The 24527-nt window shown below is 67.2% G+C and carries 23 protein-coding genes; 19 read left to right on the forward strand and 4 right to left on the reverse strand.

Features of this window, described 5'->3' with window-relative positions; genetic code table 11:
• Nucleotides 1–192 precede the first annotated feature (192 nt).
• From ABD927_RS20355 to ABD927_RS20405, 11 genes are all read left to right on the forward strand, one after another.
• Nucleotides 193–951 carry an SDR family NAD(P)-dependent oxidoreductase gene (locus tag ABD927_RS20355; RefSeq protein WP_345251693.1) on the forward strand — a complete coding sequence of 253 codons (759 nt, stop codon included), beginning with the start codon at nucleotides 193–195 and terminating at the stop codon, nucleotides 949–951.
• Between the two features lie 116 nt (nucleotides 952–1067).
• Nucleotides 1068–2285 carry an ABC transporter substrate-binding protein gene (locus tag ABD927_RS20360; protein WP_345251694.1) on the forward strand — a complete coding sequence of 406 codons (1218 nt, stop codon included), beginning with the start codon at nucleotides 1068–1070 and terminating at the stop codon, nucleotides 2283–2285.
• 29 nt (nucleotides 2286–2314) lie between these two features.
• A complete protein-coding gene (locus tag ABD927_RS20365; protein WP_345251695.1) occupies nucleotides 2315–3199 on the forward strand; it encodes a branched-chain amino acid ABC transporter permease in 885 nt (294 codons plus the stop codon).
• An 11-nt stretch (nucleotides 3200–3210) separates the two neighbouring features.
• Entirely contained in the window at nucleotides 3211–4206 is a 996-nt protein-coding gene (locus ABD927_RS20370; RefSeq protein WP_345251696.1) for a branched-chain amino acid ABC transporter permease, read from the forward strand.
• Entirely contained in the window at nucleotides 4199–4969 is a 771-nt protein-coding gene (locus ABD927_RS20375; RefSeq protein WP_345251698.1) for an ABC transporter ATP-binding protein, read from the forward strand. Before ABD927_RS20370 ends, ABD927_RS20375 begins: the two co-directional genes overlap by 8 nt.
• Entirely contained in the window at nucleotides 4966–5667 is a 702-nt protein-coding gene (locus ABD927_RS20380) for an ABC transporter ATP-binding protein (protein WP_345251699.1), read from the forward strand. Before ABD927_RS20375 ends, ABD927_RS20380 begins: the two co-directional genes overlap by 4 nt.
• Before the next feature lie 159 nt (nucleotides 5668–5826).
• A complete protein-coding gene (locus tag ABD927_RS20385; RefSeq protein WP_345251700.1) occupies nucleotides 5827–6801 on the forward strand; it encodes a Bug family tripartite tricarboxylate transporter substrate binding protein in 975 nt (324 codons plus the stop codon).
• Between the two features lie 193 nt (nucleotides 6802–6994).
• Nucleotides 6995–7480, forward strand: a complete 486-nt coding sequence (locus ABD927_RS20390) for an aromatic-ring-hydroxylating dioxygenase subunit beta (RefSeq protein ID WP_345251701.1) — start codon at nucleotides 6995–6997, stop codon at nucleotides 7478–7480.
• 13 nt (nucleotides 7481–7493) lie between these two features.
• Nucleotides 7494–8753, forward strand: coding sequence for an aromatic ring-hydroxylating oxygenase subunit alpha (locus tag ABD927_RS20395; RefSeq protein ID WP_345251702.1), 1260 nt, complete (start codon nucleotides 7494–7496; stop codon nucleotides 8751–8753).
• Nucleotides 8754–8778: 25 nt separating this feature from the next.
• Nucleotides 8779–9090 carry a non-heme iron oxygenase ferredoxin subunit gene (locus tag ABD927_RS20400; RefSeq protein ID WP_345251703.1) on the forward strand — a complete coding sequence of 104 codons (312 nt, stop codon included), beginning with the start codon at nucleotides 8779–8781 and terminating at the stop codon, nucleotides 9088–9090.
• A 117-nt stretch (nucleotides 9091–9207) separates the two neighbouring features.
• Nucleotides 9208–10233, forward strand: a complete 1026-nt coding sequence (locus ABD927_RS20405; protein ID WP_345251704.1) for a LacI family DNA-binding transcriptional regulator — start codon at nucleotides 9208–9210, stop codon at nucleotides 10231–10233.
• Here ABD927_RS20405 and ABD927_RS20410 read toward each other — a convergent pair.
• Nucleotides 10211–11518 carry a DUF445 domain-containing protein gene (locus ABD927_RS20410; protein WP_345251705.1) on the reverse strand — a complete coding sequence of 436 codons (1308 nt, stop codon included), beginning with the start codon at nucleotides 11516–11518 and terminating at the stop codon, nucleotides 10211–10213. The genes ABD927_RS20405 and ABD927_RS20410 overlap by 23 nt on opposite strands.
• A 228-nt stretch (nucleotides 11519–11746) precedes the next feature.
• Between ABD927_RS20410 and ABD927_RS20415 the strand changes: the two genes are divergently transcribed.
• The 4 genes from ABD927_RS20415 to ABD927_RS20430 are packed head-to-tail and all read left to right on the forward strand — an operon-like array spanning nucleotide 11747 to nucleotide 15888.
• The gene (locus tag ABD927_RS20415) at nucleotides 11747–13165 is read left to right on the forward strand and encodes a circularly permuted type 2 ATP-grasp protein (RefSeq protein WP_345251706.1); all 1419 of its coding nucleotides are present in this window, start codon (nucleotides 11747–11749) and stop codon (nucleotides 13163–13165) included.
• Nucleotides 13166–13167: 2 nt separating this feature from the next.
• Entirely contained in the window at nucleotides 13168–14121 is a 954-nt protein-coding gene (locus ABD927_RS20420; protein ID WP_345251707.1) for an alpha-E domain-containing protein, read from the forward strand.
• A gap of 19 nt (nucleotides 14122–14140) precedes the next feature.
• A complete protein-coding gene (locus tag ABD927_RS20425; protein WP_345251708.1) occupies nucleotides 14141–14941 on the forward strand; it encodes a transglutaminase family protein in 801 nt (266 codons plus the stop codon).
• Nucleotides 14942–14985: 44 nt separating this feature from the next.
• The gene (locus tag ABD927_RS20430) at nucleotides 14986–15888 is read left to right on the forward strand and encodes a proteasome-type protease (RefSeq protein ID WP_345251709.1); all 903 of its coding nucleotides are present in this window, start codon (nucleotides 14986–14988) and stop codon (nucleotides 15886–15888) included.
• A gap of 8 nt (nucleotides 15889–15896) precedes the next feature.
• On the opposite strand, the gene ABD927_RS20435 is transcribed toward ABD927_RS20430, so the two are convergent.
• Nucleotides 15897–16847, reverse strand: a complete 951-nt coding sequence (locus ABD927_RS20435; RefSeq protein ID WP_345251710.1) for a LysR family transcriptional regulator — start codon at nucleotides 16845–16847, stop codon at nucleotides 15897–15899.
• Between the two features lie 190 nt (nucleotides 16848–17037).
• Between ABD927_RS20435 and ABD927_RS20440 the strand changes: the two genes are divergently transcribed.
• From ABD927_RS20440 to ABD927_RS20455, 4 genes are read left to right on the forward strand one after another with little or no spacing between them, the layout of a single operon-like run.
• A complete protein-coding gene (locus tag ABD927_RS20440; RefSeq protein WP_345251711.1) occupies nucleotides 17038–17889 on the forward strand; it encodes an HTD2 family dehydratase in 852 nt (283 codons plus the stop codon).
• 22 nt (nucleotides 17890–17911) lie between these two features.
• Entirely contained in the window at nucleotides 17912–19072 is a 1161-nt protein-coding gene (locus ABD927_RS20445; RefSeq protein WP_345251712.1) for an acyl-CoA dehydrogenase family protein, read from the forward strand.
• Nucleotides 19073–19084: 12 nt separating this feature from the next.
• A complete protein-coding gene (locus ABD927_RS20450) occupies nucleotides 19085–20266 on the forward strand; it encodes a CaiB/BaiF CoA transferase family protein (RefSeq protein ID WP_345251713.1) in 1182 nt (393 codons plus the stop codon).
• A gap of 8 nt (nucleotides 20267–20274) precedes the next feature.
• Complete coding sequence (locus ABD927_RS20455; RefSeq protein WP_345251714.1) at nucleotides 20275–21117, forward strand: HpcH/HpaI aldolase/citrate lyase family protein; 843 nt, start codon at nucleotides 20275–20277, stop codon at nucleotides 21115–21117.
• A 168-nt stretch (nucleotides 21118–21285) separates the two neighbouring features.
• Here ABD927_RS20455 and ABD927_RS20460 read toward each other — a convergent pair whose 3' ends face one another.
• Together ABD927_RS20460 and ABD927_RS20465 are read right to left on the reverse strand one after the other, a co-directional pair.
• Nucleotides 21286–22719 carry a c-type cytochrome gene (locus ABD927_RS20460; protein ID WP_345251715.1) on the reverse strand — a complete coding sequence of 478 codons (1434 nt, stop codon included), beginning with the start codon at nucleotides 22717–22719 and terminating at the stop codon, nucleotides 21286–21288.
• A gap of 13 nt (nucleotides 22720–22732) precedes the next feature.
• The gene (locus ABD927_RS20465) at nucleotides 22733–24514 is read right to left on the reverse strand and encodes a GMC family oxidoreductase (protein ID WP_345251716.1); all 1782 of its coding nucleotides are present in this window, start codon (nucleotides 24512–24514) and stop codon (nucleotides 22733–22735) included.
• Nucleotides 24515–24527: the final 13 nt, after the last annotated feature.

Below are 24527 nucleotides of genomic sequence, written 5' to 3' on the forward strand. Positions count from 1 at the left end.
GGCCTACCGGCAGGACGGCGCCGCGAAAGACATGACCTCGATGGTGCAGTTCATCCAGCAGTGGTCGTCGCACGAGCAGAAACCCTAGGTATAAGTGGTGACAGGTTGACACAGCCTGTCACTGTCAATACTGTTAGCGCTACCTGGGAAATGCAGCGCCGACTCAACCAAAACACGATTCGTGGAGCGAGTGTGGAAGACTTACGTTTCGATGGGCAGCACGCCGTCGTGACGGGCGGCGGCCGCGGCATGGGCCGCGACGTGGCCCTGGCGCTCGGCGCCCGCGGCGCCCACGTTACCGTGGCCGACATCGACGGCGGCAACGCCGATGCCGTGGCGGGCGCCATCGCGACCGCCGGCGGCCAGGCCCGCGGTGTCCGGCTCGACGTTTCCGACGTCGGCCAGGTGCGCGCCTTCTTCCGTTCCCTGGAGGCGCCGCTCGACATCGCCGTCTGCGCGGCCGCCATCCTGAAGGTCAAGCCTTTCCTCGACCACGAGGAAGAAGACTGGGATGCGCTGGTGCGCGTCAACCTCAAGGGCACTTTCTTCTCGGTGCAGGAAGCCGCGCGGGCCATGGTGCCGCGCCGCAAGGGCGTCATCGTCACGTTTTCGTCGACCTCGGCCTTCGTCGCCTCGCGCGTGCCCGAGCTGGCCTACGACGTGACCAAGGGCGGCATCCGGCAGATGACCGTTTCGGCCGCCGTGGAACTCGCGCCGTTCGGCATCCGGGTCAACGGCGTCGCGCCGGGCACCATCCTGACCGATTTCAACCGCGCCACGCTCAGCACGCCGGAAAGCCTGCAGGCCGCCGCCAACGGCCTGCCGCTGGGACGGGTGGGCGCGCCCGAAGATGTAACCGGGGCGGTGCTATACCTGTGCTCGTCCATGTCCAGCTACGTCACCGGCCAGCTGCTGGTCGTGGACGGCGGCAGACTCTGCCGCGCCGGCTGAGCCGGGGCGGTTTCCATGCGGCATTCCGGCCGGCCTGCGCGAGCGGACCGAATCGCGCCGGAACGCGGCGCCAACACACCAACCTTTGACGCAAATCCGTGTTCCAGGAGGAGACGATGCGAAAGACCCCCCACGCCCTGATGCTGGCTGCCGGCGCCGCCCTGGTTGCCGGCCTGTCGGCGCCCGCCAGCGCCCAGGTATCCGGCGACACCGTCAAGATCGGTTTCCTGACCGACATTTCCAGCACCTATTCCGACAATGACGGCCAAGGCGGCGTCGAGGCCATCAAGATGGCCATCGAAGACTTCGGCGGCACCGTCAACGGCAAGAAGATCGAATTCCTCTACGCCGACCACCTGAACAAGGTCGACATCGCCGCCAGCAAGGCGCGCGAGTGGTTCGACCGCGACGGCCTCGACATGCTGGTGGGCGGCGCCAACTCCGGCGTCGGCCTGGCGCTGGCCAAGCTGTCGGCCGACAAGAAGAAGCCCTTCTTCGCCGTCACCGCCGCCACCGCGCGCCTGACCAACGAAGAGTGCACGCCCTATACCGTGCACTACGCCTACGACACGGTGTCGGTGGCGCGCGGCACCGCCGGCGCCATCGTCGACCAGGGCGGCAAGAGCTGGTATTTCCTGACCGCCGACTACGCCTTCGGCACCTCGCTGGAAGACGAAGCCACCCGCGTGATCAAGGCCAAGGGCGGCAAGGTGCTGGGCTCGGTCAAGCACCCGGTGGGCACCTCGCCCAATTTCTCGACCCTGCTGCTGCAGGCGCAGGCTTCCAAGGCGCAGATCCTGGGCCTGGCCACCAGCGGCGACGACCTGATCAACGCGGTCAAGGCGGCCAACGAGTTCGGCATCAACAAGACCATGAAGCTGGCAGCCGTGCTGACCCACATCACCGAGATCAACGCGCTCGGCCTGCAGCTCACGCAGGGCATGTACCTGACCGACGGCTGGTACTGGGACCAGAGCGACGAATCGCGCGCCTGGGCCAAGCGCTATTTCGAGAAGATGAAGAAGATGCCGACCGCCATGCAGGCCGGCGACTACTCCTCGGTGCTGACCTACCTGAAGGCGGTCAAGGCCGCCGGCACCGACGACGGCGACAAGGTCATGGCCACGCTGAAGTCGACCACGATCAGCGACATGTTCACCAAGCACGGCGTGATCCGCCCCGACGGCCGCATGGTCTACGACATGTATCTGCGCCAGGTCAAGACGCCGGCCGAATCGAAGTACCCGTGGGATTACTACAAGACCATCAAGACGATCCCCGGCGACGAGGCCTACACGACCAAGGCCGAAACGAAATGCGCGCTGTGGAAGTGAGCTGAGCGCGCACGTATTGCGGATTTTCCATGGATATATTCGGCATCCCACTCCCGGCCCTGCTGGCGCAACTGCTGCTGGGCCTGGTCAACGGGTCGTTCTACGCCCTGCTGTCGCTCGGCCTGGCGATCATTTTCGGCCTGCTCAACGTCATCAACCTGTCGCACGGCGCCCTTTACATGCTGGGCGCTTTCGCGACCTGGATGGGGCTGGCCTATTTCGGCATCGGCTACTGGCCGATGCTGCTGATCGCCCCGCTCGTCGTCGGCGCCATCGGCATCGTGATCGAGCGGACCATGCTGCGGCGGCTGTACCGGCTCGACCACACGTATGGCCTGTTGTTCATGATCGGGCTGTCGCATTTCCTGGAAGGGATCATGCGCTCGTTCTACGGCGTCTCGGGCAAGTCGTATTCGGCCCCCGAGGCGCTGTCGGGCGCCACTGATCTCGGCTTCATGGTCCTGCCCAATTACCGCGCCTGGGTGGTGCTGGTGTCGGCGGTGGTGTGTTTCGGCACCTGGTTCCTGATCGAGCGGACCCGGATCGGCGCGCGGCTGCGCGCCGGAACGGAAAACCCCAAGCTGACCGAGGCCTTCGGCATCAACGTGCCGCTGATGGTCATGCTGACCTACGGCTTCGGCGTGGCGCTGGCGGCGCTGGCCGGCGTGCTGGCCGCGCCGATCTTCCAGGTCACGCCGGTCATGGGCTCCAATCTCATCGTGGTCGTGTTCGCGGTGGTGGTGATCGGGGGCCTCAGCTCCATTCTCGGCTCCATCGTCACCGGCCTGGTCCTGGGCGTGGTGGAATCGCTGACCGGCGTGTTCTATCCGCAGGCGTCGTCCACCGTGGTGTTCGTCATCATGGCGATCGTGCTGCTGCTGCGTCCCGCCGGGCTGTTCGGCAAGGAAAAATAGGCGACCTCCCCATGCACGACAAGAAAGTTGCTTTCGGCTACGGGTTGCTGCTGCTCGCACTGCTGGCGGCGCCCTTTGCTTTCTACCCGCTGTTCATCATGAAGGTGCTGTGTTTCGCGCTGTTCGCCTGCGCCTTCAATCTGCTGATCGGTTTCACCGGCCTGGTGTCGTTCGGCCATGCCACCTTCTTCGGCGGCGCCGCCTACCTGGCCGGCTACGCCCTGGCCAGCCTGGGCTGGCCGCCGCTGGCCGGCCTGGCCTTCGGCGCGCTGGCCGGGGCGGCCGGCGGCTGGGTGATCGGCGCGCTGGCCATCCGCCGCCAGGGGGTGTATTTCTCGATGATCACGCTGGCCATGGCGCAGATGCTGTACTTCGTGTACCTGCAGGCGCCGTTCACCGGCGGCGAGGACGGGCTGCAGGGCGTGCCGCGCGGCACGCTGCTGGGCCTGGACCTGGGCAACGACCTGGCGCTCTACTACGTGGTGCTGGCCGTTACCGCGGCCGGCTTCGCGCTGATCGTGCGCATCATCCATTCGCCGTTCGGCCAGGTGCTGGGCGCCATCCGCGAGAACGAATCGCGCGCGCTGTCGCTGGGCTACGAGGTCAACCGCTACAAGCTGCTGGCCTTCGTGCTGTCGGCCGCGCTGTCGGGCCTGGCCGGCGCCACCAAGACGCTGGTGCTGGGCTTTGCCACGCTCACCGACGCGCACTGGGCGATGTCGGGCCTGGTGATCCTGATGGTGCTGATGGGCGGCATGGGCACCTTCGTGGGCCCGGTACTGGGCGCGCTGATCGTCGTCATCCTGGAAGACCGGCTGGGCGACTTCGGCGACTACATGGCCGGCCTGACCGGCGTGCAGTGGTTCCACTCGATCGGCGTGTCGGTGATGCTGGTGATCGGCCTGGTGTTCATGATCTGCGTGCTGGCGTTCCGCCGCGGCGTGATCGGCGAATGGCTGGCGTGGCGGCAGCGCGCGCGCCCGGCGCTGGAGGCCCGCCATGACTGACTACATCCTGCAGACCAAGGGCCTGACCCGCCAGTTCAAGGGCTTCGTGGCCGTCAACGACGTCAACCTGAACGTACAGCGCGGGCACATCCACGCGCTGATCGGCCCCAACGGCGCCGGCAAGACGACCTGCTTCAACCTGCTGACGAAGTTCCTGGCGCCCAGCGCCGGCCGCATCGTCTTCAACGGCCGCGACATCACCGCGGCGCGGCCGGCGCAGATCGCGCGCCAGGGCGTGATCCGCTCGTTCCAGATCTCTGCCGTGTTCCCGCACCTGACGGCGCTGCGCAACGTGCGCGTGGCGCTGCAGCGCAAGCGCGGCAATTCTTTCGATTTCTGGCGCAGCGAAAAAGTGCTGTCGCACCTGGACGCGCGCGCCATGCAGCTGCTGGACGACGTCGGCCTGGCCGATTTCGCCGGCACGCCGGCGGTCGATCTTTCCTACGGCCGCAAGCGCGCGCTGGAGCTGGCCACCACGCTGGCGATGGACCCGGAGCTGATGCTGCTCGACGAGCCCACGGCCGGCATGGGCCATGAAGACGTCGACCGCGTGACGGACCTGATCCGGCGCGTGGCCAAGGGCCGCACGGTGCTGATGGTCGAGCACAACATGAAGATGGTGGCCGGCATCAGCGACCGCATCACCGTGCTGCAGCGCGGTTCGATCCTGGCCGAAGGCAGCTATCGCGACGTTTCGAACAATCCGCAAGTGATGGAGGCCTACATGGGCAGCGCCGATCCCGCGGAAGGACACCCCGCATGACCCGCCCCGCACTCGAAATCTCCGGCCTGCAGGCCTGGTACGGCGAATCGCACATCCTGCACGGCATCGACGTCACGGTCGGGCAGGGCGAGGTCGTGACCCTGCTGGGCCGCAACGGTTCGGGCCGCACGACCACGATGCGCGCCATCATGGGCCTGACCACGCGCAAGGGTTCGGTCCGGATCAACGGCGTGGAGACGGTCGGCATGCCGACCCACCGCATCGCCCACCTGGGAGTGGGCTACTGCCCGGAAGAGCGCGGCATCTTCTCGTCGCTGTCGGCCGAGGAAAACCTGCTGCTGCCGCCCGACGTCTCGAGCGACGGCATGTCGGTGGAGGAGATCTACCAGCTGTTCCCCAACCTGGCCGAGCGCCGCCACAGCCAGGGCACGCGGCTGTCGGGCGGCGAGCAGCAGATGCTGGCGATCGCCCGCATCCTGCGCGCCGGCTCGCGGCTGCTGCTGCTGGACGAGATTTCCGAAGGCCTGGCGCCGGTGATCGTGCAGGCGCTGGGGCGGCTGATCGTGCTGCTGAAATCCAAGGGCTACACGATCCTGCTGGTCGAGCAGAACTTCCGCTTCGCGGCGCCGCTGGCCGACCGTTTCTACGTGATGGAGCACGGCAATATCGCCGATACCTTCCCCGCCTCGCAGCTCGAATCGCGGATGGAGACGCTGCACGGGCTGTTGGGGGTATGATGCGCCTCCGCGCGGCTGCCGGCATGCCTGCGGCCGGGCGGGGGTTATACCGGATTTGACAGGTATCGGGAGTTTGACTCCTACTTGACACCTGTTGGCTATCTGAATAGACTTGTTCTAAAAAAGTTAGCGCTATCATTGGCGCACAAGGAGACCCGCATGATCAAGCGCATGACCACCCTCGCCGCGAGCCTGATGCTGGCCGCCTCGTTCGGCGCGCACGCCGCCGATACCGACTACCCCACCAAGCCCATCCACTTCATCGTGGCCACCGCCGCCGGCGGCGCCTCCGACATCGTGGCCCGCATCGTGGCCGACAAGATGCAGCAGAGCCTGGGCCAGCCCGTGGTGGTCGAGCCCAAGGCCGGCGCCAACGGCAATATCGCCGCCGAACACGTCGCCCGCAGCGATCCCGACGGCTATACCATCATGATGGGCACCATCGGCGTGATGGCGATCAACCCGCTGATCTACAAAGACGTGCGCTTCAACCCGCTGCGCGACTTCACGCCGGTGGCGCGCCTGGTGTCGTTCTCGAACATCCTGGTGGTCAACCCGCAGCTGCCGATCCACTCCGTCAAGGAACTGATCGACTACGCCAAGAAGCATCCCGGCGACCTGCACTACGGCTCGCCCGGCGTGGGCGGTTCGCCCCACATGGCCTCGCTGGTGTTCGGCCAGATGGCCGGCATCGACATCGTGCACGCGCCGTACAAGGGCGCCGCGCTGGCGCTGAACGACCTGATGGGCGGCCACATCGAAATGGCCTTCAGCGATCCGCTGGTCACGCTGCCGCAGATCCGCGCCGGCAAGGTGCGCGCGCTGGCCGTCAGCGGCGAGGAGCGCCTGGAGTCCGAACCCAGCATCCCGACCGTGGCCGAGGCCGGCGTGCCCGGCTACGCGGTCAGCGGCTGGCTCGGCATCGTCGCGCCCACCGGCACGCCGCCGGCCATCGTGGCCAAGCTGCACAAGGCCGCCAACGACGCGCTGGCCATGCCCGAAGTGCGCAAGAAGCTGGTCGACCTCGGCGCCGCGATCCACCCCGATACGGTCGAGAACTTCGGCGCCTACATCAAGAGCGAGAACGATCGCTGGAAGAAGGTGATCGCCGACGCCAAGCTCGAATTGAATTAGGCCCACCCTAGGCGCTTCGCGCGCCCCTCAAGGGGCGACGCCGGCGGACCGGATGGGAAGGTCCACCCTGGCGGCCTATGGCCGCCCCTCAAGGGCGATGCCTGCGGACCGGCGAAGCCGGATCCGCGGCATCCGGGGTTGGTTGGGAGGTGATGGATTTTGACGACACCTGGTTTGGAGTTTCTGCAACATCATGACGACTGACACTGCAAGCGCCTCCGCACTGCGTGCGGAACTGCGCGACCTGTACGACGACTACGCCGCCGCCCTCGACGATTTCGACCTGCCCCGCTGGGCGACCTTCTTCACCGACGATTGCCACTACCGCATCGTGTCGCTGGAGAACTTCAAGGAAGGCCTCCCGATCTCGACGGTCGCGTGCCGCGGCATCGCCATGATCCACGACCGCATCGCCGCGCTGGGCGTCACGGCCGTGTTCGAGCAGCGCGTGGTGCGCCACATCGTCGGCGGCGTGCGCCTGCTCGAGGCCGGCAGCGAGATCGTCTCCCAGGGCAACTTCGCGCTGTTCGAAAGCCAGTCCGACCGCGAATCGCAGCTGCTGCTGGTCGGCCGCTACCTCGACCGCATCGTGCGGCAGGGCGGCGCGCTGAAGTTCCGCGAGCGGGTCTGCGTGTACGACAACTACCGCATCCGCACCTCGCTCGTTTATCCGGTTTGAAGGAAGGACCGCCATGAATTCGACCTCTATCCTCGAAGCTTCCGCCGTCCGCAGCTGGCCCGAGCAGCAGCGCGACGCCCGCATCCCCGCCTGGATCTACTCCGACCCGGCGCTGTTCGAGCGCGAAATGGAAGTCTTCCACACCGGTCCCACCTGGAATTTCGTGGGCCTGGAATGCGAGATCGCCCAGCCCGGCGCGTACAAGCGCAGCTGGATCGGCACCCGCCAGGTGGTGATGGTGCGCGACGAGAACGGCGAGATCCAGGTGCTGGAGAACCGCTGCGCGCACCGCGGCGCCATGCTGGTCTGGGAGAACAAGGGCGTGGTGAAGGATTTCACCTGTCCCTACCACCACTGGAACTACGACCTGCAGGGCAACCTGCTGGGGCTGCCGTTCTTCCGCGGCGCCATGGGCAAGGGCGGCATGCCGCGCGACTTCAAGAAGGCCGAGCACAGCCTGCGCCGCCTGCGCGTGGCGCTGCGCGGCGGCCTGGTGTGGGCCACCTACAGCGACGAAACGCCGCCGCTGGACGACTACCTCGGCCCCGAGATCGGCGCGCTGGTCGACCGCGCGGCCGGCGGCGGCCGCCCGCTCAAGCTGCTGGGCTACAACCGCCAGCTGCTGCCCTGCAACTGGAAGCTGTACCTGGAAAACAGCCGCGACCCCTACCACGCCACGCTGCTGCACAGCTTCTTCGTGACCTTCGGCCTGCTGCGCACCGACACCGCGTTCAAGGCGGTGCCGACCATCGGCGGCCGCCACGCGATCATGGCCTCGACCTACTCGGCCGCCACCGCCAATACGCAGAACGAAGTCACCAAGGAGCTGGCCTCGCTGAAAAGCGATTTCCGGCTCGAAGACATGGAGCTGGTCAAGCCGGTGGACGAATTCGGCGACAGCTCGATGATCAACTTCTCGGTGCTGCCGTCGGTGTTCTTCCAGCAGCACGGCAATTCGCTGGCGCTGCGGCACATCATCCCGAAGTCGCCCACCCAGACTGAGCTGTCGTGGACCCACTACGGCTTCGCCGACGACGACGAAGCGATGGAAAACCGCCGCATCAAGCAGGCCAACCTGATGGGCCCGGCCGGCTACGTGGCGATCGACGACAGCGAGGTGCTGGCGATGATGCAGCCTTCGGTCAACGCGGCGCCGGATTCGGTGCAGGTGGTGGAGATGGGCGGCCGCGACGTTTCGCCCCAGGAAACCATGGTGACCGAGACGCTGATCCGCGGCTTCTACAGCTATTATCGCGAGAAAATGGGGCTTTGAGCCCCGAGCCTTTCCGGAGAATCGAATGACTGAATGGCATCGCGTCGCCCCCTTGGCCCAGTTCCTGGAGGGCGAGCCCCGCACGCTGCGCGCCGGCGAAGCCGAGATCGCGCTGTACCTGCTGGGCGACGAGGTCCACGCGATCGGCGATATGTGCCCGCACCAGCGCGACGTCCGGCTGTCGGAGGGTTTCCTGGAAGACGGCGTCATCGAATGCCCGATGCACCAGTCCTGCTTCGACATCCGCACCGGCAAGGTGCTGGGCCCGCCCGCGCGCGAAGACGTGCCCGTGTACCCGGTCAAGATCGAAGACGGCGTGGTGTTCGTCGAAGCCTGACCCTTTTCCCCCTGCCGGCCGGGGGAAGGCGGCAGGCGCGGTCATGGAATACAATCGCCCGGTTCCGGGTCAGGGGAAGCGGCCGGCGCACCGGCGCCGGCCTATGAGGGGATCGAAGTGACCGCAAACAAGAGTCGCGCCGGCGGCAGCGCCGTCCGCATGCTGGATGTGGCCAACGCGGCGGGCGTGTCGCTGATGACGGTGTCGCGCGCGCTGCGCCAGCCCGACAAGCTGTCGGAGGAAACGCGGCGGCTGGTGCTCGACACCATCCACAAGATCGGCTACGTGCCGAACCACATCGCGGCCAATCTGGCGTCGAACCGCTCCAACGTGGTCGGCCAGATCGTTCCCAGCATCCAGAATTCGCTGTATTCGAACACCGTGCAGGGCACGGCCGACATCCTGCGCCAGTCGGGCCTGCATCTGCTGCTGGCCGACAGCGGCTATTCGCTGCAGGAGGAAGAGGCGCTGATCGGCGCCTTCCTGGCGCAGCGCGTGTGCGGGCTGCTGCTGCACAATACCCAGCACACGCCGCGCGCGGTCGAGATGATCCGCCGCGCCGGCGTGCCGGTGATCGAGACCGGCGACCTGGCCCGCAATCCGCTCGACATGGCGGTCAGCTACTCCAACGCCAATGCCGCGCGCGCCATGACGCTGCACCTGGCCGGGCGCGGCTACCGCCGGATCGGCTTCGTCAGCCTGTCGCCGCGCACCAACCTGCGTTCGCGCGAGCGGCTCAAGGGCTATCACTCGGCGCTGGCCTCGCTCGACCGGCCGCGCGATCCGGCGCTGGTGGCGGCGGTGGAGTCCGGCTTCGGCGCCGGCGCCCAGGCCATGCTCGACATGATCGAGCGCGCGCCGGACGTGGACGCCATTTTCTTCGCCGGCGACGTGTTCGCCATCGGCGCCCTGTTCGAGGCCCAGCGGCGCGGCTGGAAGGTGCCAGAACGGATCGCGATCGCCGGTTTCGACGACCTCGACATCCTGCAGCACACGGTGCCGCGGCTGACCTGCCTGAAGCTGCCGCGACTGGAGATCGGCCGCCGCGCCGCCGAACTGCTGCTGCAGCGCCTGGAAGGCCGGCACGACACGCCGCAGCGGGTCGACCTCGGCTTCGAGATCATCCAGCGCGAAAGTACCTGATCAGCTCGGTGGCGGCGTAGATCGCCAGGCCGACCAGGCCGCCCACCAGCGTGCCGTTGATGCGGATGTACTGCAGGTCGCGGCCGATGTTCAGCTCCAGCTTGTCGACCACCTCGCGGTCTTTCCATTCCTTCATCTTGCCGGCGATCAGCGCGCCGATGCGCGGGCGCAGCCGGTCCAGCACCGCCGGCACGCGGTCCAGGATCTCGCCGTTGATCCAGGCGCGCATGGCCGGGTCGTCGCGCAGCAGGGCGCCGGCCCGTTGCACCACGCCGGCCACCCGCGCGCGCAGGGCGGAGTCGGGCCGCGCCAGGTCGGCCCGCAGCGCGCCGGCCAGGTCGCGCCAGACCTCGTGCACGTAGGCGCGCAGCGCGTCGTTGCGGGCCAGCCGCGCCTGGTAGGCTTTCACGGTGCGCGCCATTTCGGGATCTTCCCGCAGCCGCCGCACGAAAGTCTCGACGGCGCGGTCGAAATCGGCGCGCAGCGGATGCGCCGGGTCGGCCGCGATGGCGGCGATCATCTCGCTCAGCGCGTCGAGGATGCGCTCCAGCACCCCGCCGGCCACCGATGCCTTGAGCCGGTCGAAGTAAAGCGGCACCTTGGCCGCCATCTGCGTCGCCAGCCCGGTCTTGATTTCCGGGCGCCGCATGAAGCCGTCGAAGGCGGCCAGCACCTGGTCGAGCAGCGCCTGGTGCCGGCCGTCGCGGGTCAGGCCTTCCAGCATGCCGCCGGCCAGCGAGGCGAGGTCGATCTGGCGCACCAGCGCGGCCACGTTGCGGTCCAGGAAGCGGCGCACCCGTTCGTCGTCGAAGGCGCCGAGCGCGTAGTCGAGCGAGCGCGCCAGCGCCGCCGCCACCGACTGCGCGTGGGCCGGCTGCGCCAGCCATGCCGCCAGCCGCGCGGCCGGGTCGAGCTCGCGGATCACGCCGGCGATCCGCTCGGGGGCGAAGAACTCGTCCTGCACGAAGCGGCCGAGATTGTCGGCGATGCGGTCCTTGTTGCGGGGAATGACGGCGGTGTGCGGGATGAAGGACAGCCCCAGCGGATGCCGGAACAGCGCCGTCACCGCGAACCAGTCGGCGATCGCGCCGACCATCGCCGCCTCGGCGAAGGCGGCCACGTAGGGCCAGGCGGCGCCGTGCCCGGCCAGGGCGGTGGCGGCCACGTAGAGCACGGCCGCCGCGCCGAGCAGCGCGCCGGCGGTCCATTGCATGCGGCGCAGGCGCCGGCGTTTTTCGGCATCGTCGGGCGCGGCATGGCGCGCGGGCGGGTCGGGCAGGGGCACGGCTTGGAATGGTCAGGCGTAACATGGACGGTTCGAGCTTACCGCAAGCCAGGGAGCGGGCGGCTGCGCCGATGCACCAGTTGCGGGCGGCCGCCGGCGTGGCGCGCGCCTCGATCTGGTGCGGCGGGCGCAGGCCAGGGAGCCGGTCGAGCAGGCCGCGCCCGCGCATGGGCAGGTACGTCCTTTGCTTTGTAACCTTCGAATACCGTGCAGCATGCAAGGGCCCCCATGCGTTCCTATAACGAAATGCAGTACGAGGATGGGCAGTTCCGCCGCCACTACGAGCGGTTCTGCGCATGGCAGGCCCGCCAGACCGGGGAGGGCATGGCGCGCAAGCGCGCCGAGGCCGACCTGGTGTTCAGGCGGGTCGGCATCACCTTCGCGGTCGACGGCGACGCCGGCGGCACCGAGCGCCTGATCCCCTTCGACCTGATCCCGCGCATCATCCCGGGCGAAGAATGGAGCCTGCTGCAGGCAGGCCTGGCCCAGCGGGTGCGGGCGCTGAACATGTTCGTGCACGACGTCTACCACGAGCGGCACATCGTGCGCGCCGGCATCATCCCGGCCGAGCAGGTCTACACCAATGTGCAGTACCGGCCCGAGATGCAGGGCGTGGCGGTGCCGCGCGATATCTACGCGCACATCGCCGGGGTCGACATCGTGCGCGCCGGCACCGACGGCGACGCCCATTTCTACGTGCTGGAAGACAATCTGCGCGTGCCGTCCGGCGTGTCGTACATGCTGGAAAACCGCAAGATGATGATGCGGCTGTTTCCCGAACTGTTCGTGCAGAACAAGGTGGCGCCGGTCGCCCACTACCCCGACCTGCTGCTGGAGACGCTGCGCTCGGTCGGCCCGGCCGGCGTCGACGACCCGACCGTGGTGGTGCTGACCCCGGGCATCTACAACTCGGCCTATTTCGAGCACGCCTTCCTGGCCCAGCAGATGGGCGTGGAGCTGGTGCAGGGCAAGGACCTGTTCGTCAACGACAACAGCGTGTTCATGCGCACCACGCGCGGCCCGCAGCGGGTGGACGTGATCTACCGCCGGATCGACGACGACTTCCTCGACCCGCTGGCCTTCCGTTCCGAATCGGTGCTGGGCGTGCCAGGCCTGCTGACGGTGTACCGCGCCGGCCGCGTCACGCTGGCCAACGCCATCGGCGCCGGGGTGGCCGACGACAAGTCGATCTACCCCTTCGTGCCCGACATGATCTCGTTCTACCTGTCGGAAGAGCCGATCCTGAACAACGTGCCGACCTGGCAGTGCCGCAAGCCGGCCGACCTGTCCTACGTGCTGGCCCACCTGCCGGAGCTGGTGGTCAAGGAGGTGCACGGCGCCGGCGGCTACGGCATGCTGGTCGGGCCCACGGCCTCCAGGGCCGAGATCGAGGCCTTCCGCCTGCGCCTGATGGCGCGGCCGCAGGGCTACATCGCGCAGCCCACGCTGGCGCTGTCGACCTGCCCCACCTACGTCGATGCCGGCGTCGCGCCGCGCCACATCGACCTGCGGCCTTTCGTGCTGTCGGGCAAGAACGTGTCGATGGTCGCCGGCGGCCTGACGCGGGTCGCGCTGCGCGAAGGCTCGCTGGTGGTCAACTCGTCGCAGGGCGGCGGCACCAAGGACACCTGGATCACCGAGAAATAGACATGCTCAGCCGCACCGCCGACCACCTGTTCTGGATGGCGCGCTACATGGAGCGCGCCGAAAACACCGCCCGCATGCTGGACGTGACCATGAAGGCGCTGCTGTTGCCGCAGTCCGACGACAGCGCGCTGGGCAGCCAGCGCGCCGTGCTCGACATTTCCGAGCTGGGCGAGGCCTTCGCGCGCGAATACGACGCGCTGACCCCGGCCAACGTGCTGCATTTCATGGTGGCCCATCCCGGCAACCCTTCCAGCATCCTGTCGAGCCTGCACAACGCCCGCGAGAACGCGCGCGCGGTGCGCGGCGCGCTGACCACGGAGTCGTGGGAGACCATCAACCACACCTGGCTGGACTTCAGCAAGCGCCTGTCGGAAGGCTGGCTGGAGGCCGAGCCGAGCGAGGTGTTCGAATGGGTCAAGTTCCGCTCGCACCTGTCGCGCGGCGTCACGCTCGGCACCGCGCTGCAGGACGAGGCCTTCTACTTCAACCAGCTCGGCACCTTCCTGGAGCGCGCCGACAACACCGCGCGCATCCTCGACGTACGCTTCGTCAACGCCGGGCGCGACGGCCATGCGGTCGACGGCGGCCAGCTCGACGATTTCTACTACTGGACCTCGATCCTGAGTTCGGTGTCCGCGCTGGAGGTCTACCGCCAGGTGTACCGCGACGTGCTGACGCCGCCGCGGGTGGCCGAGCTTCTGATCCTGAATCCGTCGATGCCGCGTTCCCTGCTGGCCTCCATCGACGGCGTCTGCACCAACCTCGCCATGCTCAGCAACGGCAACTCGCGCGACTGCGAACGCTACGCAGGCAAGCTGCGCGCCGAGCTGGTGTACGCCGACATCCTGCCCATCCTCGAGCAAGGCCTGCACGAATACCTGACCGAATTCCTGCTGCGCGTATACATCCTCGGCAACAAGATCAGCTCGACTTTCCTGCTGCCTCCGAACGTCTGAACTACAAGGTAGTGCCGCCATGCGCATGTCGATCCGCCACGTCACGTCCTACCGCTACGACAGTCCGGTCCAGTACTCGATCCAGCAGCTGCGGCTGGTGCCGGTGTCGACGCCCAGCCAGGTTGTGGTGGACTGGGATTTCTCGGCGCCGGGCAAGCTCGACGCCTCGATCGACGCCTACGGCAACACGGTGCGCACCCTGGTGCTGATGCGCCCGACCACCGAGATTTCCTTCGCCGTGCGCGGCGAGGTCGACACCACGCCGCTGCGCGACGGCCGCCTGCTGGAAGGGCCCGGCCGCATCCCGCTGGAACATTTCACCTGCGCCACCCGGCTGACCGAGCCCGACGACGCGATCCGGGCGCTGGCCTCGCGTTTCGACGGGCTCGATACGCCGGCCCGCCTGCTCGACCTGGCCGCCGCCATCGGCGAGCGCATGGCCTACCAGCCCGGCATCACCGAGGTCGGCAGCACCGCCGCTCAGGCGCTGGCGCTGGGCCAGGGCGTGTGCCAGGACTACGCCCACCTGCTGATCGCCTGCTGCCGCACGCTCGGCCTGCCGGCGCGCTACGTCAGCGGCTACATCGACGCCGGCGACGTGTCGCAGGCCGCCAGCCATGCCTGGGCCGACGTCTGGCTGGGCGACTCGGGCTGGGTGTCGGTGGACGCGCTGCATGCCCGCTTCGCCAGCGAACACTATTGCCGCATCGCCGTCGGCCGCGACTACGACGCCGCCGCGCCGGTGCGCGGCATGCGGGTGGGCGGCGGCGGCGAATCGATGGCGGTGGACGTCAGCGTAGGCGGTCGCTGCGACCAGTGAAGCGGCTAAACTAGGCGTTTGACCCCAACGAACGTAACTTCAGCATGACTTACTGTGTCGCAATGTGCGTCAGCGACGGCCTGGTGTTCCTGTCCGACACGCGCACCAATGCCGGCATCGACCACGTCAGCACCTTTCGCAAGATGACCGTGTTCGAGCAGCCGGGCGAGCGCGTGCTGGTGCTGATGACGGCCGGCAACCTGTCGCTGACCCAGTCGGTGGTGCAGATCCTGACCGACCCGCCCGAGCCCGACCGGCCCACGCTGTGGACGGTGCGCACCATGTTCGAGGCGGCCCAGCTGGTGGGCGACGCGGTACGCGAGGTACACCGCGTCCATGCGGGCGCCCTCCATGATTTCAACATCGAATTCAATTGCAGCTTCCTGCTGGGCGGGCAGATCGCCGGGCAGGGGATGCGGCTGTTCCAGGTCTACGCGGCGGGCAATTTCATCGAAGCGTCGACCATGAATCCCTATTTCCAGATCGGCGAGGCGAAGTACGGCAAGCCGATCATCGATCGCGTGATCGAGCCTTCCACGCCGCTCGACGAAGTCGCCAAATGCGCGCTGATCTCGATGGATTCGACGCTGCGGTCCAATGTGTCGGTGGGCCTGCCGCTCGACCTGCTGGTCTACCATCGCGATACGCTGCGGGTGACCAAGTTCGCGATGCTGGACAACGACAACGCCTATTTCCGCATGATCTCGTCCACCTGGGGCGAACGGCTGCGCCAGGTGTTTTCCGAGATACCGGATCCGCAGTGGACCTCGTCCGATGCGCTGCCCAAGCATGCGCGCGGTCGCGCCTTGCCGCCGCGCGCGCACCTGCCCGGCGTGCTGAGCGAAGAGCGGGTGATGCCGGGGCCGGCGCAGACGCTGGCTCAGGCCGACGTCCCTCAGGATAGCGGGCCTCATGAACCCGCCGCGCCCGCGGGCGAAAACGGCTGACCGTCGCCTTATGGGCGGTCCGGCGCCGTTTCCGCGGTGCCGCGCCAACGGGCAGGCCAGGCGCCGGAAATCGTCATGTCGCGCACGACCTCGCGCACCAGCGTCAATACCGCGGTCGCGGCCAATGTCTGGGGCCGGCCTATATTGGTGGCGCATACCATCCGGCGCAGCATGCCAGGATCGTCGATCCGTACCGCGCGCAGGCTTCCGGCTGCGACCTCTTCGGCTACGGACCCCAAGGGCAGGATAGTGCTGCCTATGCCGACTTCGGCGGCGCGCTTTACGCTTCCCAGCGACTCGATCTCCGCCACCACGTTCAATTGCAGCCCGAGCGGCGCGCATGCCGCGTCGATCTGGCGGCGCAATCCATGCTCCACGCCGGGCAGGACCAACGGCCAGCGCGCGAGCGCCTGCAGGGAGAGCCGCCTGGGTAGGCGCGTGCCGTCGGCACGGGTCACGAACATGAGCCGGTCGTCGAGAAGCAGCTGCTTGGCCAGCCCAGGTTCGGACATGTCGCCATACAGAAAGGCGATGTCGAGCCGGCCCGATAGCAGCCATTCGCGCAGGAACCCGCTATAAGCCTCCACCAGCTTCAGCCGGACGTGCGGCAGTCTTTCCCGGCACGCCTGGAGAATCGGCAAGGTGGCGACCAGGGCCACCGTGGTAGGCAGGCCCAGGGCGACGTCGCCGCGCGGCAGGTCGACGGACTCGCGTACCGCCAGGCGGGCGCGTTCGGCGTCGGCCAGCACGATCTGGGCATGAGCCAGGAATAGCCTTCCCGATTCGGTCAGGGCCATGCCCCGGCTGGACCGGTCGAACAACTGGGTGCCCAGTTCCCGCTCCAGGGCCATGATCTGCTGGCCCAGGGCCGGCTGGGCCACATGCAGCCTGGCCGACGCCTTGAGCAGGCTGCCGGCCTCCACCACGGCCACAAAATAGCGAAACTGCCGGAATTCCATATTCCCCGCCCGAAGATGGGCTAAGTCAAAAACCTATATCGACTAGCTCGAACAAGTATTTCACAGATAGCGAGCGACTGGTCAGAATGTGCTTGCCGATCCGCATGCATCCCCCTCCGGGACGCAAAGGCAGGAGGATAGGCAGGCATTGTTCAGATAGGCAGGCATTGTTCATCCAGGGGGCAACAGGATGCGGTTGGACATCGACCATCTTCGCGGCTGGATAGGTCGTACCGAAACGCTTGAGGACGTGGCGACGCCGGCGCCGCTCAGGGCGCTTGCGGCAACGCTCGACAGCGATGATGCGGCCACGGCCCGGCCTGGCGAGCTGCCGCCAGGCTCGCACTGGCTGTACTTTCTGCCCGTGGTCCGCCAGTCGGAAATCGGCCCCGACGGCCATCCCCGGCGAGGCGGCATGCTGCCGCCGGTACCGTTGCCGCGGCGCATGTGGGCCGGCAGCCGGCTGCGGTTCCACCAGCCGCTGCGCGTGGGGCAGCCGCTGCTGCGCATTTCCCGCGTTTCCGACGTCAGCATGAAGGCCGGCCGCACCGGCCCGCTCGTGTTCGTCAACATCGACCACGAGATTCATGCCGAGGGGCGGCTGGCGATCGCCGAGCGGCAGGACATCGTCTATCGCCAGGCGCAGAAGCCCGGAGAGGCCGCCACCGTGCCTGCGGCCGCACCGGAGAATTGCTCATGGAGGCGCGATGTCCTGCCCGACCCGGTGCTGCTGTTCCGCTATTCCGCATTGACCTTCAACGGGCACCGCATTCATTATGACCGTCCTTATGCGATCCAGACCGAGGGCTACCCTGGATTGGTGGTGCATGGCCCATTGATCGCCACGCTGCTGCTGGACCTGCTGCGCCGCGAACTGCCGCAGGCGCGCGTTTCCTCTTTCGGGTTTCGTGCCGCGAGCCCATTGTTCGACAACGCTCCCTTCTGCGTGTGCGGCCGGCTCGAAAGCGACAAGACCGTCCGGCTCTGGGCCCGGTCGGCAGAAGGGCATTTGGCGATGGACGCGTCGGCGACGCTGGACTGAGTCCGTATAGGAAATCTTCATCATGTTCAACGAAATCGACCAGTATCAGGAAATCCGCGACGCGGTGCGCCAGCTGTGCCGGCAGTTCCCCGATGAATACTTCCGCGAAGTCGACGCCAGAAAGGGGTATCCCGAAAAATTCGTCGACGCGCTGATCGACGCCGGCTGGCTTGCCGCAATGATCCCGGAACAGTACGGCGGCGCCGGCCTGGGATTGACGGCAGCCACCGTCATCATGGAAGAGATCAACCGTTGCGGCGGCAACGCGGGCGCCGTCCATGGCCAGATGTACAACATGGGAACCTTGCTGCGCAACGGCAGCGCGGCCCAGAAAGAGAAGTACCTGCCCGACATAGCCGCCGGCAGATTGCGTATCCAGTCGATGGCCGTGACCGAGCCGACCACGGGTACCGACACGACCCGCATCAAGACCTCCGCCGTCAAGAAAGACGGGCGCTATGTGGTCAATGGCCAGAAGGTATGGATTTCGCGGGTTCAGCATTCCGACCTGATGATCCTGCTCGCGCGCACCACGCCATTGGCCCAGGTACGGAAGAAGTCGGAGGGAATGTCGATCTTCATCGTCGACCTGCATGAGGCCATCGGGCGAGGGCTGACGGTTCGCCCGATTCCCAATCTGGTGAATCACGAGACCAACGAACTGTTCTTCGAGAATCTCGAAATACCGGAAGAGAACCTGATCGGCGAAGAAGGCAAGGGGTTTCGCTACATCCTGGATGGCTTGAACGCCGAACGAACGCTGATCGCCGCCGAATGCATCGGCGACGGCTACTGGTTCATAGAAAAGGCCCGGAAATACGCATGTGAACGGGTGGTGTTCGACCGTCCGATCGGTCAGAACCAGGGCGTGCAGTTCCCGATCGCCGATGCGTTCATCGAGGTGGAGGCGGCCAACCTGATGCGTTTCGAGGCGGCGCGGCGCTTCGATGCGCACCAGAGCTGCGGTGCGCAGGCCAATATGGCCAAGTACCTGGCGGCCAAGGCGAGCTGGGAGGCGGCCAATGTCTGCCTGCAGACGCACGGCGGCTTCGGCTTCGCCAATGAGTACGACGTAGAACGGAAATTCCGCGAGACGAGGCTCTACCAGGTGGCGCCGGTTTCCACCAACCTGATTTATGCCTATGTGGCCGAGCACGTGCTTGGCATGCCACGATCGTTCTGAGGTGAGTGCGCCATGTCCCGTCCATTGGATGGCGTGACGGTAGTCACGCTGGAACATGCCATCGCGGCGCCGTTCTGCACCCGGCAGCTTGCCGATCTCGGCGCGCGCGTAATCAAGATCGAACGCCCGGGCACGGGCGATTTCGCCCGCGCCTACGACGACCGGGTACGAGGCATGGCCTCGCACTTCGTCTGGGCCAACCGCTCCAAGGAAAGCCTGGCGCTGGACCTCAAGCATCCGCTGGCATCGGACGTACTGGACCGGTTGCTCGGAAAAGCCGATGTGCTGGTCCAGAACCTTGCGCCCGGCGCCGCCGACCGGCTGGGTCTGTCTTTCGATGCCTTGCGCGAAAGGCATCCACGCCTGATCGTGTGCAACATTTCCGGCTATGGCGAGGACGGGCCTTATCGCGACAAGAAGGCCTACGACCTGTTGATCCAGAGCGAATCGGGCTTTTTGTCGGTCACGGGCACCGGCGACGAGCCGGTCAAGGCGGGCTGTTCCATCGCCGACATCGCCGCCGGCATGTATGCGTACACGGGCATCATGGCCGCGATCATCCAGCGGGGCAGGACCGGCCTGGGCAGCAGCATCGATATATCGATGCTCGAAAGCATGGTCGAGTGGATGGGCTTTCCCCTCTACTATGCTTTCGATGGCGCTCCGCCGCCGGCGCGGACAGGCGCGTCGCATGCCACCATTTATCCGTACGGTCCGTTTTCCGCCGGCGACGGCGTGGCCGTCATGCTGGGCCTGCAGAACGAGCGGGAATGGGAGGCCTTCTGCAAGACGGTGCTGCAACGGCCCGAACTGGCCACCGATGAACGATTCTCGTCCAACACGCGCCGCTCGGCCAATCGAGAGGCGTTGCGGCGCCTGATTCTGGATGCGTTCTCTCCGCTTACGGCCAGCCAGGTCGTGCAGCGGCTGGAAGAGGCCCAGATCGCCAATGCGCGCGTCAACGATATGCGGGCCATCTGGCAGCATCCCCAACTGGAGGCGCGCCGGCGCTGGGTCCAGGTGGACACTCCCCAAGGCCCGATCCCGGCCTTGCTGCCGCCTGGAAGGAATCCCGCGTATGCGCCGAAAATGGAAGCCGTGCCGGACCTGGGCGAACATACGGAGGCGATCTTGCGAGAGCTGGGCTACGCCCCGGACGCCATCGACGCCCTCTGCCGGGAAGGCACGGCATAGGAGACGCGATGCGCACCGCCCCGACCCCGCTGGCTGACGCCAGGACTTTTCTTTTCGTGCCGGGCAACCGGCCCGAACGTTTCGACAAGGCGGTAAAGAGCGGCGCGGATGCCGTGGTATTCGACCTCGAAGACGCCGTGCCCCCGGCCGAAAAAGAAAGCGCCCGAGCGTCTATCGACGATGCGTGGCCGGCGCTGCGCAACGCGGGCGTACCGTTGGTAATCCGCATCAACACGCCAGCCGAGCCGCAAGGCCGCGAGGATCTGCGCTGGCTGGCAAGGTTGGAGGCCCCGGCGGGCATCATGGTACCCAAGGCCGACAGCGGCGCGATGCTCGGTGCCGTGCTGTCGTCGGCGCCGGGCGCGGCAATCCTGCCTCTGATCGAATCGGCGGCTGCCTATGGCTCGCTCGCCGACATCGCCGCCGCCCAGGGCGTTCTGCGGCTGGTGGTGGGCCATATAGACTTCCAGGCCGACACGGGCATGGGGTGCTCGGAGGACCAGGCCGAGCTGGCTCCGCTTCGCTTTGCCGTGTCCGTCGCCACGAGATGCCACGGGCTGGCCCCCGCGGTGGACGGCGTAACGGTGTCGATCGACGATGACGATGCCCTGCGCCGGGACACGCGCCGCGCGCTGCGATTCGGCTTCGGCGGGAAGTTGTGCATCCATCCGCGCCAGGTTGCGGTGGTGCACCAGGCGATGCAACCTGGCCATGACGAACTGGCATGGGCGCGGCGGGTTCTGGAAGCCGATGCGGCATCGGCAGGCGCGGCCGTGCGGCTGGACGGCAAGATGGTCGACGCGCCGGTGGTGCTGCAGGCACGCAGGACGCTGGCGAGAGCCGGCCGGTAGAAATCCCACGCGCTGTACCGGTTTTGCGACGATTTCATCTCCAGTACCGCCGCGTGTGGGTTCAGGCCCAGTCTCGTCTATTCCTTCAAGAACGAGGGCAAGGCCGACATCGGCATTCGGCGCCGCCATCGTCGATTGATGCTTGCGAGCGCCGCCAGCCGGCATCCGCTACGGCCGGTCGCCGCGCCGGCCCACCGGCGGCGGCGCTTCCACCGGCGTGGCCGTCTTGCGCACCTTGGCCACCTGGTCCGCCGTGGCCGTGCCGCCCCGGTTGCCCCAGCTCTGCTGGATGAAGGTCACCACGTCGGCGATCTGCTGGTCGGAAAGAATGTCGGCATACGGCGCCATGGTCAGCATGGACGGCGCGGCCTCGGTATAGGGCTGGCTGCTGCCCGACAGGACGATGTGGATGGCCGAGGTGGGATCGGCCGTCTGCAGGATGGGGTTGCCCGCCAGCGCGGGGAAGGCCTTGCCGTTGCCGGTGCCGTTGGAGCGGTGGCAGGCGGCGCAGCGGTCCAGGTAGAGCTGGGCGCCGGTGGAGGCGGGATGGCCCTCGTAGAGCTGCTGGGCGACGGCCGGGTCGTACCGGTAGGGCGCGGCGTTATTGGCGGGCGCCAGCGACTTCAGGTACTTGGCGACGGCGGCCAGGTCGGTATCGGTCAGGTATTGGAAGGAATCGTGCACCACCTCGTTCATCGCGCCGAAGGAAGCCGTGCGCCCGTTGCGGCCGGTCTTCAGGAACTCCACGATCTCCGCCTCGTTCCAGTCGCCCAGGCCGCCGCCGTGCTCGTTGCGCAGCGACGGCGCCGTCCAGCCGTCGACGATCTGGCCGCCGGCCAGGTAGGCGGTGCCGTCGCGGTCGGTCAGCGCCCTTTCCTTCATCGTGAAGGACCGCGGCGTATGGCAGCTGCCGCAGTGGCCCAGCCCTTGCACCAGATAGGCGCCGCGCAGCATCTGCGCGTCGGCGCCGGCATCGCCGGCGAACGGCTCGGGCCTGGGCGCGAACAGCGTGCGCCATATGCCCAGCGGCCAGCGCATCGACAGCGGCCACGGGATGTCGTTCTTCTTGTTGGCCTGGGCCACCGGCTTCACGCCCTGCATGAAATAGGCGTAGAGCGCGCGCAGGTCGTCGTCGGTCAGGCGCGAATACGAAGGGTAGGGCATGGCGGGGTAGACGGTGTGGCCGTCCTTGCTGATGCCGCGCCGCATCAGCCGGGCGAAATCGTCGTAGCTCCAGTCGCCGATGCCGTGTTCCTTGTCGGGCGTGATGTTGGTGGAATAGATGGTGCCGATCGGCGACGCCAGCGGCAGGCCGCCCGCGAACAGCGCGCCGTTCCTGGCGGTGTGGCAGGCGGTGCAGTCGCCGATGCGCGCCAGGTAGGCGCCCTGCAGCACGTCCTTGCCCGCCGAGGCGGGCAGGTCGGGATCCGGCGTGGGCGTGGCCGGCGGCACGTGCGGCGGCAGGCTGACGTTGGGCAGGGCGCGGCCCACCGCGATGGGCTGGGAGCCCGAGGTGGGCTGGGCATGGCCGGTGGCGGCAACAGCCACGATGACCGCCGCAGCCGCCAGCGCCGGGATGGACCTACGCAGGAAGGGTTTCATCGTCGGCTCGCTTTCAGGCGTCCACCAGCGGGCGCGGCTGTTTCAGGTACTGCTCGCGGATGGCCTTGGCCGACCAGTACGCGAGCGCGGTCGCCATGCCGGTAGGGTTGTAGCCCAGGCCCACCGGGAACACGCCCGAGCCCACCGCGAATACATTGGGCACGTCCCAGCTCTGCAGATAGCGGTTGACCACGCTGGTGGCCGGATCGGCGCCCATCGCCACGCCGCCGGCCCAGTGCGTGGTCTGGTAGGGGCGCAGGTCGAAGGCATCGCCGAAGTTTCTCTGGGTGACCTTGATCGATTTCGGGTTCATCGCGCGCGCCACTTCCATCATGCGGCCGGTCACGTAGCGGCTCATGCGGATGTCGTTGTCCTTCCAGTCGAAGGTGAAGCGCAGCAGCGGCTGGCCGTAGGCGTCCTTGTAGGTCGGGTCGAGATCGAGATAGACGTCGCGGTAGACCATATTGGTGCCGTGCATGTCGAACGACGCGTAGTTCAGGAAGCTGTCGCGCACCGCCGCCTTCCACTTGCGGCCCCAGGCCGGCGTGCCCTCGGGCACCGGGATGCCCGAGATGGGCTTGGCGCCGGCCGGGTTGCACCACGCCGGCGAGCCGCCCACGAACTGCAGCGGGCCGCGGTCGTAGCCGAACTCGTTGTAGTCGTCCACCGCCACGCCGTTGCCGCCGGCGCCGATGAACATATTGGTGTTCTTGCCGGGCTCGTAGAACAGCTGGATGGTCGCCATGGTCTGGTAGGCCAGGTTGCGTCCCACCACGCCGGTGCCGGTGACCGGATCGTAGGGCTTGCCGATGCCCGACAGCAGGAACAGCCGCGCGTTGTTGTAGGCGAAGGTGCTGGCGATCACGATCGAGGCCGGCTGGAACACCGTCTTGCCCGAGGCGTCCAGGTAGGTGACGCCGGTGGCGCGCTTGCGGTCGCTGTCCAGCTCGATGCGCAGCACGTGGCTGTCGGGGCGCAGCTCGAAGTTCTTTTCCCGGCGCAGCGCAGGCATGATGTTGACCTGCGGCGAGGCCTTGGAATAGTTGTAGCAGGCGTAGCCCGAACAGTAGCCGCAGAAGGTACAGGGGCCCATCTGGCAGCCGTACTGGTTGGTGTAGGGCTGCGAGGCGTTGGCCGACGGCTCCGAGAACGGATGCAGGCCGACCTCGCGCGCGGCCGCCTTGAACAGCGTGGCCGCGTAGTGGTCTTTCTGCGGCGGCAGCGGGTAATCGTCGGAGCGGTCGGCCTCGAACGGGTTGCCCTGCAGGTTCACCACCTTGCCCTTGACGCGATAGGCGCCGCCGGAGGTGCCCATCATCTTCTCGACGAAGTCGAAGTGGGGTTCGAGTTCCTCGTAGGTGATGCCCCAGTCCTGGATCGTCATGTCGGCGGGGATGAAGTTCTTGCCGTAGCGCTCTTCGTAGTAGCTGCGGATGCGCAGTTCTTCCGGCAGCACGCGCCAGTGCTGGCCCGACCAGTGCAGGCCGGCGCCGCCCACGCCGGCGCCCGGCTTGAAGGCGCCGATCTGCCGATAGGGCAGGGCCGTGTCGCCCGGGCGGTGGCGGAAGGTGAACGAGCCCTGGTTCAGGTTCTGGAACAGCTTCCAGCGCTGAAGATTGGGCAGTTCGTCCATCGTTTTCGGATAGGCGCCGTCGGGATAGGTGTCGCGGTAGGCGCCGCGCTCCAGGGCCACCACCGCCAGGCCGGCCTCGGTCAGCTCCTTGGCCATGATCGCGCCCGTCCAGCCGAAACCGACGATCACGACGTCGGTCGGCTTCATCGTTGTGTCTGCCATGGGAATGAATGCC

The organism is Pigmentiphaga soli (assembly GCF_039541095.1).
GTDB lineage: Bacteria > Pseudomonadota > Gammaproteobacteria > Burkholderiales > Burkholderiaceae_B > Pigmentiphaga > Pigmentiphaga soli.